This window comes from Nostoc sp. S13 (genome assembly GCF_029379315.1).
Taxonomy (GTDB): domain Bacteria; phylum Cyanobacteriota; class Cyanobacteriia; order Cyanobacteriales; family Nostocaceae; genus Nostoc.
Map to the genome: position 1 here is coordinate 16718 of NZ_JAQYWQ010000098.1, position 11070 is coordinate 27787.

Genomic DNA, 11070 nt, shown 5'->3' on the forward strand with positions numbered 1-11070 from the left:
ATTTGTGAAAAAATCTAAGTATATGTAGGGTGCGTTAGCCTTTGGCGTAACGCACCTAGAATCAGAGGTGGTGCGTTAGCCTTTGGCGTAACGCACCCTACGTATATTTCAAAAATCAAATATCAGTCCTATAGAGTTACTAGGTAATGTAGGGGAGGTTAATTTTTGCAGGTCGATGCAACTAAGGTGCAGGTCAGTGCAACTAAGGTGCAGGTCAGTGCAACTAAGGTGCAGGTCGATGCAACTAAGGTGCAGGTCGATGCAACTAAGGTGCAGGTAAATGCAACAAAGGTGCAGGTCGATGCAACAAAGGTGCAGGTGAATGCAACAAAGGTGCAGGTCGATGCAACAAAGGTGCAGGTCAAAAAATGGCGTTGCTGAATTAAGGGATGATTCTTGTAGGGTGGGCAACATGAGCGCCCCGAAATACAAGGGACGGGCAAGATGCCCATCCCACAAAACTAGCAAAATCATCCCGCTTTCTCTGCAACGCCCAAAAAACTTCTGTGTACACCGGAGCTTAAAAATGGAAGTGAGGTCAGAGTGGAATGGCACTAAAATAAGCCGAAAGTCTTGTGTTACCTCGTTAAGAGTCTTAAGACTCTTAACATATTCCGAGAGGGCTGCTGCCTCTTGTCAAGAAAGAGGAGGGGGAGCCTCTCAGGATGTGTTCCCAGGGTAGAGGCTAGGAACTAGTTAGGACAAGGCCTGTATCTTAACTTAGTGCCATTCCGCTATATCCCATTCCCGCAGGTTATAAAGAACACAACTGTCAACGCCAATGATGGTAATGACTCTAGCTACTAAATTTCTGCAAACTAGATAATATGGAACGGTTTACCTATGGATTCTCAGCATCGTCCATCTCCTGATTCTGAACAAGAAACGACTTCTAGAAAACAAAGGCGCGGTATCGGTGGAATTGGTTGGGTTGTAATTGGCGCTGTTTTTTTTGGTAGCCTACTAGCCATAGGTATTCTGCCTCGGTTAAGCCAAAGGTCAGAATTACGAGCAGCAGTCAAGGAAGCAAGCACCCTACCCACAGTCAACGTGATCACTCCCCGTCGCGCCACTGCTTCTACCAACTTGGAACTACCTGGCAGTGTTGTAGCCCTTAACCAAACGACCATCTACGCTCGCAGTACTGGGTATTTGCGACGGTGGTACGCAGACATTGGCGATCGCGTCCGAGCTGGTCAGTTGTTGGCAGAGATTGATTCACCAGACACCGATCAGCAAGTTCTGCAAGCGAACGCAGAGTTAGTGCAAGCACAAGCCAATGTGTCTCAAAGTCGTGCTAGTTTAGCTAAAGGTATTTCTGATTTGAAGCAAGCCCGCGCTAATCTATTGATAGCACGTCAGAGCTGGGAGCGCTGGCAAATTCTTGTCAAGAAAGGTGCAGTTGCTCAACAAGATGCAGATACTAAATATGCTACATATCAGGCTAATCTTGCCAACGTTGAGGCAGCACAAAACACTATTAATGCGGACTCTGCCAACGTCAAAGCAGCACAAGCTAACGTCTACGCCAGTCAAGCAAACTTCCAGCGTAATACCGTGTTGCAGTCTTATAAAAAAGTCACTGCTCCTTTCTCAGGAGTGATTACCGCACGTAACGTCAATACAGGTGTTTTAATTTCAGCAGGTAGTAGTAACAACAGTACTACTAGTAGCATTAGTACCAGCAATACCAACACTAGCAATACCAGCCTTTATACTATTGCTGCTTATGACAAGCTAGATGTGAATGTGAATGTTCCACAGAGTTTATCATCGTCACTTCAGGTTGGTCAAACAGCACAAATTACAGTTAGAGAGTTACCACAACAAGCGTTTACGGGTAAAGTAGTGCGTACTAGCAACGCTATAGATCCAAATACTCGCACTTTGCTGACACAATTACAAGTGCAGAATTTGGGCGCTAGCCTCCGACCTGGAATGTATGCCAGTGTCAAATTTGCCATTAACCGTAACGATCCTCCCTTTGTTGTGCCAGATAGTGCCTTAGTCGTTAACGGCGGAGGTACACAGGTAGCAACTGTAACTAAAGACCAAAGAGTGCATTATCAAAAAGTTGCTGTTGGGCGAGATTATGGTACTGAAGTAGAGATTCTATCAGGTCTGACAGGAAATGAATCGCTGATTGCCACTCCCACGGTTGATGATACAGAGGGTTTGCAGGTGCAGCGAGTTGCACAAAAAAAGTAGACTCATTCGTAATATTATGTCGGCTTGATTACTTATTAAACCCGAAGAACCCCAAAGAGACAAAGCGCAGCTTTGGCTCCCCTAAGAGCAGGTGGCTACGCTGTACACACAAGTCGAAAAAAGCTCGATTTCTCATTGTTCTCTCGTTTATCTCGTTCCCATGCAGAGCATGGGAATGGCAAATTAAAGGCTCTGCCTCCAGTCAGACATTGAGCCAGAGACTCAATGAAGGCATTCCCAGTCTCCGACTGGGAACGAGCAAAGCCTCTTGTAGGGTATTTTTTTTTGTCAGTCCCCTAAGATAATTGCGCTTTTGTCAAGAGTGTGCACGAAAAGACGACAAATCAAGCTTGAAGACTGGCTTTCAGAGGGCTTGGACTACTCGCTTCTCCATCCCAGCGTTGCCCTGTAAACCTCCTGTGTGTACTAGTAGCAATGAATCGCCTCTACGAAAAAATCCCTGCTTTAGTAAATCCATGACTCCGTAAAACATTTTGGCGGTATAAACGTAATCGAGGGGTACACCATGTTCCTCCGTGAACTGCTGGCTGAACTGTAGCAACTCGTCGTTCACCTTTGCATAGCCGCCAAAGTGGTAATCACACACTAATTCCCAGTCAGCCGGAGAAGTGTATGGTGCGGGTAAACCAGAGGCGAGGTAATTTGTCAACAGACTTTCGATTTCTTGTGCAAGAAAAGCCCCATTTTTGAGAACGGGAAAAGCGATCGCTCTTTGCTTTTGATCCAACGATAGCGTAATACCAGCCAGTGTGGTAGCTGTACCGCAGGCTACGCATATATGATCAAATGCGTAGGCGTAGCCAGCCGTAGGCATTGCATCACCAACTATCTCTGTGCAGCCGCGCACACCATTTAAATTACAACCACCTTCGGGAATGATAAACACCTCACCAAAGCGTTCTTGCAGATATTCCTGTAGCGCTGCTGTGTTGCGCTGTCGATACATCTGGCGGTTCAAGTACATAAGCTGCATACCCTGCTGTACAGCGAAACTCAGCGTCGGGTTGAGTGGTAGCCTCTGTTCCCCACGAATTACACCAATAGTGCGAAAACCGAAAAGATTACCAGCCGCCGCAGTTGCATAGATGTGATTGGAATAAGCCCCGCCAAAAGTAAGCAGCGTCGTGAAATTTTTCTCCTTGGCTTCCAAAATATTGTATTTCAGTTTGAACCACTTGTTGCCGTTAACTAAGGGGTGCATGAGGTCGAGGCGCAGCACATACAGATCAACACCAGCGTGGCGGGCAATTTCGCTGTTAATTTGTTCTAGAGGAGGAAAAAAGATTAACGACATGTGTCAACATTCTAACTTAGAATTTACATTCTCTTACGTTCATTATTGAATATAAAAGTAATGATAAACATTGAGTAATTCAATGGTAAATCAATCAAAATGAAGAATAAATCTTTCTGATGATTATCTTTAGAAATTAGCATTTTACTAATTAAGTATTTCAGGTAAATATAAGAAACATAACACTCGCTCTAGATAATAGCTTTTTGGAGAAAACAAATGGTCGCACTCACACAGCCCACTCAAGTTACTCCCAATCCAGGACGTTTGACGATTCAAACTGTTGAAATTGCTCCTCAAACGACTGCTATCCGTTGTCTCGACTGGGATAGAGAACGTTTTGATATCGAGTTTGGTTTACGGAATGGGACAACCTATAATTCTTTCTTAATTCAGGGAGAAAAAGTTGCCTTAATTGACACATCTCACCACAAGTTTGAGCAGCTATATCTTGAGATAGTGGTGGGATTAATTGATCCGACTAAAATAGATTACTTGATTATTAGCCACACAGAACCCGACCACAGTGGCTTAGTGAAAAATATTTTACAATTAGCTCCCTCTATTACTGTTGTCGGTGCTAGGGTAGCTATTCAATTTTTAGAAAATATGGTTCACCAGCCTTTTAAATCAATGCAGGTGAAAAGTGGAGAGCGATTAGATTTAGGCAACGGACACGAATTAGAATTTATCTCTGCACCTAACTTACACTGGCCTGACACAATCTTGACTTATGACCACAAAACTTCCACTCTCTATACTTGTGATGTATTTGGGATGCACTACTGTGATGACCACACCTATGATGAAAATATCACCTCAATGGAGGAGGATTTTAAATATTACTATGATTGTCTCATGGGCCCCAATGCCCGGTCTGTTTTGACAGCTTTAAAGCGGATTGAAAAGTTAGAGATAGGAACAGTTGCTACAGGACATGGCCCTTTATTACAACACTATATTTCCGAATGGCTTGGACGGTATCAAAACTGGAGCTTAGAACAAGCAAAAACAGAGACGTTAGTAACTCTATTATATGTTGAAGATTACGGCTATAGTGAGTATTTAGTTCGTGCTATAGCACATGGATGCGCGAAAACAGGCGTCGCAGTAGAATTAGTAGCTCTTAATAGTGCCGAGCCTCAAGAAGTTCGAGAATTAGTTGCACAAGCCTCTGGTTTAGTAATTGGAATGCCAGCCCAATCTTCGGTGATAGCTCAAGCTGCTTTAAGTACAATTTTAGCTGCTGTTCACAAGAAACAGGCAATTGGTTTATTAGAGTCAGGAGGGGGAGAAGATGAACCCATTTATCCCTTACGGAATAAGTTTCAAGAACTGGGATTAATTGAAGCCTTTCCACCTATCTTAGTTAAGGAAACTCCTACCCAAGCAACGGAACAACTTTGTGATGAAGCGGGGACAGATATGGGTCAATGGCTGAACCGCGATCGCAGCATTAAACAGATTAAATCTATCAATACCGAGCTAGAAAAAGCGTTAGGACGTATTAGCACAGGATTGTATATTATCACCGCCAAAAAAGGAGAAATTCAGAGTGCGATGTTTGCTTCTTGGGTGACACAAGCGAGTCTTGAGCCTTTAGGAGTAGCGATCGCAGTATCTAAAGAGCGGGCAATTGAGTCCTTGATGCATGTAAGCGATCGCTTTGTTTTAAACGTTTTAGAAGAAGGCAAATATCAAGGATTAATGAAACATTTCCTAAAGCGTTTTGCTCCTGGTGCAGACCGCTTTGCTGGAGTCAAGACATATCCTGCCACCAATGAATCGCCCGTTCTCGCTGAAGCTTTAGCTTACATGGAATGTGAAATTACCAGCCGCATGGATTGTGGAGATCATTGGGTAATTTATAGCACAGTCAAAACTGGACGAGTTGGCAAGCTAAATGCACTTACCGCCGCCCATCACCGCAAAATTGGCAATCATTATTAAATGGGGCATGGGGCATTGGGCATGGGGCATGGGGCATGGGGCATTGTCTCCCTCATCTTTCCGGCTGCGTAACAGCTTAACTCCTAACTCCTAACTCCTAACTTTTCACTCCTAACTCCTAACTCTTAACTCCTAACTCCTAACTCCCCACTTCTCACTCTTAACTTCTTACTCCCCACTCCTTAGTCACAAAAAGCTATGTACAAATCTGTTGAAAATACCCCAATTAGCATGTATGAAATCAATCGGGCGCGTGTTGTGCGAACCTTGGAATTTATCCAAGATGTGATTGTGATTTCTTTGTGCATCGGTTTATTTAGCTTCATGGTGCTTCAGGTGAGAGATATGTTTCTCTCGTTACTTCCGCCTCTAGATTTTCATGCTGTTACTGCCGATATTCTTTTTTTACTTATCTTAGTTGAGTTATTCCGACTACTGATTATTTACCTACAGGAACATCGAGTATCTATTGGGGTAGCTGTTGAAGTTTCCATCGTTTCCGCCTTGCGAGAAGTCATTGTTAAAGGTGTTCTAGAAACAAATTGGAGTCAAGTTTTAGCAACTTGCGCCTTTTTATTAGTGCTGGGAATACTACAGTTCCTCCGAATTTGGCTACCCCCAACCTTTGAAGGTATCGATCCGGAACAAGAAGTATCTAAACGCTATAGAAGCCAAGCCAAGTCTGAATTAATACAAACTAATAGTCATTAAGAATAGGGAGTAGGGAGTAGGGAGTGAGTGAGGGAGAAGAATTAATAACCAATGCCCAATGCCCAATGCCCAATGCCCAATGCCCAATGCCCAATGCCCAATGCCCAATAGACTTATCCACAAATAAACCTCAAAATAGCTGAAACCCTTACATAGCTGGCTTTTTAGCTTATATAAAACAGGAACCTCTAAAACCCTCTCCAGAGCTAGGTTTCAGCCAAATAAAGTTCTCATTTCCGGATAAGTCTAATGCCCAATGCTCAATGCCCAATGCCCAATGCCCAATGCCCCCTTATTAAGAGAGGTTATTATGTCTGCAAATACTTTCACTACCAGCCATCCTAGAGATGTACAAGTTGCTGAAATTGGTAAAAATACTCTGATTCTACGATCGCGGACTTGGGAACGACTAAAATTTGAGGTTGAGTATTCCCGCCAACGGGGAACTACGGCGAATTCTTATTTGATTCAAGCTAATAAAAAAGCTTTAATTGACCCTCCTGGTGAATCCTTTACCGAAATTTACCTTGAGCAACTAGCACAATATCTAGATTTTATCTCCCTCGATTACATTGTTCTCAGTCATGTCAACCCGAACCGCAGAGCAACCTTGCAAGTATTGCTCTCTCTGGTTCCTCAAGCCACTCTCATTTGTTCTCGTCCCGCCGCCAATGCTCTAAAAACTGCCTTTCCCGAATTTGAATCACCTATTCAAGTGGTGCGATCGGGAGATACTCTAGATTTAGGACAAGAACATCATTTATCATTTATCACCGTACCAACTCCCCGGTGGGCGGATGGACTTTGTACCTACGATCCCGCCACAAAAATTCTCTACACAGACAAACTTTTTGGCGCTCATATTTGCGAAGATACTTTGTTTGATGAAGATTGGAAGGGATTAGATGCGGAACGTCGTTACTATTTTGAATGTCTCCATGCGCCCCAAGCCAAACAAGTTGAAGTAGCCTTAGATAAATTGTCGGTTTTGGGAGCCAGATGTTATGCCCCAGCACACGGGCCGGTTGTTCGTTACAGCCTTAGTCGTTTTACTTATGATTACCGTCAATGGTGTCAAGGGCAAAAATCTCAAGAATTGAGTGTCGCTTTGCTTTATGCTTCTGCTTATGGTAATACAGCAATTTTGGCGAATGCGATCGCTCAAGGTTTGATTCAAAATGGCATTAATGTTGAATCGATTAACTGTGAATTAGCAGACTCTGCGGAGATTAGCCGCATTGTAGAAACCTGCGATGGCTTGATTATCGGTTCACCCACTTTAGGCGGACATGCACCGACTCAAATTCAAACAGCTTTAGGAATAGTCCTCTCAGCGACGGCTAAAACTAAGTTAGCAGGGGTGTTTGGTTCTTACGGTTGGAGTGGAGAGGCAATTGATTTACTGGAAAGCAAGCTTAAAGATGCTAATTATCAACTAGGGTTTGAAACAATTCGGGTGCGTTTCAGCCCTACTCCTGTGATTCTCCAGCAGTGTCAAGAAGCAGGTGCTTCCTTTGCCCAAAATTTGAAGAAAACCAAAAAACTACGTACTTCCCGCCAGGTTGTGACAGAAACCCATGTAGATCGTACCGAACAAGCTGTGGGGCGGATCATTGGTTCTCTGTGTGTTGTGACAACTCGTGATGAAGAAACTCATAAAGGCGTTTTAACTTCTTGGGTATCGCAGGCAACTTTTAACCCGCCAGGGATTATGATTGCGATCGCTAACGAGCAGAATGCAGATTTAATGCATCATCCTGGTGATAAATTTGTGCTGAATATCCTCAAAGAAGGAAGAAATGTGCGGCGCTATTTTTCTCGTCATAGCACTTTAGGAGATAATCCCTTTGCAAATCTTGCCACAAAAACTGCTCTTAATGGTTGTTTGATTCTGAATGAGGTATTAGCCTATTTAGAATGTACGGTGCAAAATCAGCTTGAATGTGGTGATAGATGGTTAATTTATGCCGTCATCGATCACGGTGAAGTCTTGGAAAATGATGGTGTCACTGCTTTGGAGCATCGGAAATCTGGTAGCTATTATTAACCTGACTTTTCACGGTATTTGAAAAACCTCTCTCTAAATCTCTCTCCTAAAAGGAGAGAGACTTTGAATTTCCCCCCTTCCCGCGTCGGGAAGGGGGTTAGGTTTTTCGTGGGCTTTCCTACATAATGTGAAAAGTCAGGTAAGCTAAAAATCTTTTAATTTGCATCCTCAAAAAAAATGAATCTCTTGTGGGGTGGGCATCTTGCCCGCCCTAGTTGTGCAAATTAAATGCGCGACAGCTTAGACACAAGTCTTTTAAAGTTGTAATGGCATTGTTTCGACTAACAATGCTGACTTTTTACGGTATCTGGAAAATCTCTCTCCCAACCTCTCTGCTCTTAAGAAGCTTTAATTGTTCGCCTTTCTATAGTAGGAAAGCTTGCTCGATGGTTAGGTTTTTCAGGAACTTTACCCATTGTCGGCCAATCTTAGTGCTAATCCTCCATACCCAATATCGTGATCTAAGATTGTTGGGTATCCTATAAATTGCGATCGCCACTATACCGATGATTGAAGTTGAGCATCTAAGTAAAATATACGGCTCCACCCCAGCGATTACTGATGTCACTTTTAGCGTCGAACCGGGGGAGATTTTAGGGTTGTTGGGCCCCAATGGCGCTGGTAAAACCACAACTATGCGGATTCTGGCTGGTTATTTACCGGCAACCAATGGTAATGCCCGGATTGCTGGTTATGATGTCCATGAAAATTCCCTGGCTGTGCGCCAACGCATTGGTTATTTACCGGAAACACCACCGTTATATCCAGACATGACGGTGGAGGGATTTTTGCATTTTGTTGCCCGAATTAAGGGAGTATCAGCAGGCGATCGCACCAATAAGGTAGTAGCCGCGATCAAACGCTGCAACTTAGAAGATAAGCAGCGGGTAATTATTCGCAAACTCTCTAAAGGATACCGCCAAAGGGTAGGAATTGCTCAAGCGATCGTCCACGATCCACCAGCGATTATTCTGGATGAACCCACCGTTGGACTCGATCCTCGACAAATAATTGAGGTGCGGAATTTAATTAAAAGTCTCGCTGGGACTCACACAATAATTCTTTCCACGCACATTCTGCCAGAAGTAAGCATGACTTGTAGCCGCGTCGCCATCATCAATCGCGGTAAAGTGGTGGCAACTAATACACCTGAAAACCTGATGACCCAGTTGACAGGCGGTTCCGGGTATGAGTTGGAAATAGAAGGAGAAGCTGCCCTAGCGAAACAGGTATTGCAAAAAGTCGCAGGCGTGAGTTTGATAGAATCAATTCCGACAACCGGAATGCACGGTCATCAACTCCAGGCAAACCGCGCTTACCTGCGGGTGATATCGGAACCAGGAAAAGAACCAGGACGCGACATTGCCACAACATTAGTGCGTGCAGGATTCGGTTTACATGAACTGCGGCGTCTTAACGCTACCTTAGAAGATGTATTCTTGCAACTGACCACAGAAGAAAAGAATTTCGATACTGAGGTAGACTTAGCAGCAGACAACGAAGGAGAGGCAGCGTAAATGGGTGTAGTGCTGAGTAATATTATTGCCATTTATCGCCGAGAGTTACAGAGTTATTTTGTATCACCTTTGGCTTATGCGATCGCAGGCATATTTTGGTTCATTGCGGGGTTATTTTTCGTGATGATTTTGCTAGGCCCAGATGGCATTTTGAACGGAGTCGCGGCAATAGATTTACAAGGGCAACAACAGGGAGTGTCAGTACCGCCGATAGATGTCCCCTACGAATTTGTCCGAGCATTTTTGGATCGCATGGGGTGGCTATTGTTGTTTATCCTGCCAATTCTCTCGATGGGACTCTATGCCGAAGAACGTAAGCGGGGCACTTTAGAACTGTTAGCCACGTCACCAATCACCAATTGGGCGGTAGCTGTAGGTAAATTATTAGGCGTGGCAACATTTTTTATCACAATGGTTGTACCCATGCTAGTGTTGGAAGCGATCGCAATCAGTGGATCAAATCCACCAATGACGCTTTCAATTCCCTTGCTGGGTCATTTGGGATTAATCTTGCTAGCAGCAGCAATTTTATCTGTAGGAATGTTTATTTCCTCATTAACAGACAGCACAATTCTGTCTGCCGTTCTCACCTTTGCAGTAATCTTATTATTGTTATTGATTGATTTAATTGCCAAAATTGTCCCTGGCCCCGTGGGCGAAGCATTAGGTTATCTATCGTTGCTAAAACATTACAACACCTTAATTCAAGGCATTTTTGATACCAGCGCCTTAATTTTATTTGCCAGTTACATTTTTTTGGGCATCTTTCTCACAGCTCAATCAATTGATGCACTACGCTTTCAAAGGCAATAGTTATTTGTCATTGGTCATTAGTCATTTGTTAAAAAATAGTGACAAGTAAAAACAGATGAATGAAAATTGAGTGACTAAAAGTCAGCAATACAACTGAATAAATGGCAACAAAGCGTTTCCAAGAATTACAGGTTTATCAATTATCAGAAAAATTAGCAGATGACATTTGTAAAATTGTTGAAGGATGGAATTTTTTTGCAAAAGATACGATTGGTAAACAGATTGTACGTTCAGCCGATAGTATCGATGCCAATATAGCGAAAGGTCTAGGAAGAGGTAGTTTTCAAGATAATAGACGTTTCATAAAAATAGCCAGAGGCTCTTTGAATGAAACTCAACATTGGTTAAGACGGGCTTACACTCATAACCTTTTAACTAGCGAACAGATAAATGCAATCAAAACAATCATTAATGAACTAGCGCCAAAATTAAACTCATACCTAAACTCAATTGGCAATAGACTTATCCACAAATAAACCTCAAAATAGCTGAAACCCTTACATAGCTGG

The 11070-nt window shown here is 43.3% G+C and carries 9 protein-coding genes; 8 read left to right on the forward strand and 1 reads right to left on the reverse strand.

All coding sequences use genetic code 11. The features are described from left to right. Nucleotides 1-165 precede the first annotated feature (165 nt). A complete protein-coding gene (locus PUQ00_RS24585) occupies nt 166-381 on the forward strand; it encodes a hypothetical protein (protein ID WP_300421723.1) in 216 nt (71 codons plus the stop codon). Nucleotides 382-843: 462 nt separating this feature from the next. Further along, the gene (locus tag PUQ00_RS24590; protein ID WP_300421725.1) at nt 844-2208 is read left to right on the forward strand and encodes an efflux RND transporter periplasmic adaptor subunit; all 1365 of its coding nucleotides are present in this window, start codon (nt 844-846) and stop codon (nt 2206-2208) included. Nucleotides 2209-2572: 364 nt separating this feature from the next. Here PUQ00_RS24590 and PUQ00_RS24595 read toward each other — a convergent pair whose 3' ends face one another. Further along, a complete protein-coding gene (locus PUQ00_RS24595; RefSeq protein WP_300421726.1) occupies nt 2573-3523 on the reverse strand; it encodes a pyridoxal-phosphate dependent enzyme in 951 nt (316 codons plus the stop codon). Nucleotides 3524-3742: 219 nt separating this feature from the next. On the opposite strand from PUQ00_RS24595, the gene PUQ00_RS24600 reads away from it, so the two are divergent. The 6 genes from PUQ00_RS24600 (at nt 3743) to PUQ00_RS24625 (ending at nt 11037) form a co-directional block, all read left to right on the forward strand. Further along, a complete protein-coding gene (locus PUQ00_RS24600) occupies nt 3743-5473 on the forward strand; it encodes a diflavin flavoprotein (RefSeq protein ID WP_300421728.1) in 1731 nt (576 codons plus the stop codon). A 198-nt stretch (nt 5474-5671) separates the two neighbouring features. After that, complete coding sequence (locus tag PUQ00_RS24605) at nt 5672-6184, forward strand: phosphate-starvation-inducible PsiE family protein (protein WP_300421730.1); 513 nt, start codon at nt 5672-5674, stop codon at nt 6182-6184. A gap of 310 nt (nt 6185-6494) precedes the next feature. Continuing rightward, nucleotides 6495-8231: a diflavin flavoprotein gene (locus PUQ00_RS24610; RefSeq protein WP_300421735.1), complete on the forward strand. Its 1737-nt coding sequence runs from the start codon at nt 6495-6497 to the stop codon at nt 8229-8231. Between the two features lie 506 nt (nt 8232-8737). Then, on the forward strand, nt 8738-9748 hold the full coding sequence (locus PUQ00_RS24615) for an ABC transporter ATP-binding protein (protein WP_300421731.1): 1011 nt from the start codon (nt 8738-8740) through the stop codon (nt 9746-9748). After that, nucleotides 9749-10561, forward strand: coding sequence for an ABC transporter permease (locus tag PUQ00_RS24620; protein ID WP_300421732.1), 813 nt, complete (start codon nt 9749-9751; stop codon nt 10559-10561). It abuts the gene before it with no gap. Nucleotides 10562-10662: 101 nt separating this feature from the next. Then, nucleotides 10663-11037: a four helix bundle protein gene (locus PUQ00_RS24625; protein ID WP_300421734.1), complete on the forward strand. Its 375-nt coding sequence runs from the start codon at nt 10663-10665 to the stop codon at nt 11035-11037. The last annotated feature ends 33 nt before the right edge of the window (nt 11038-11070 follow it).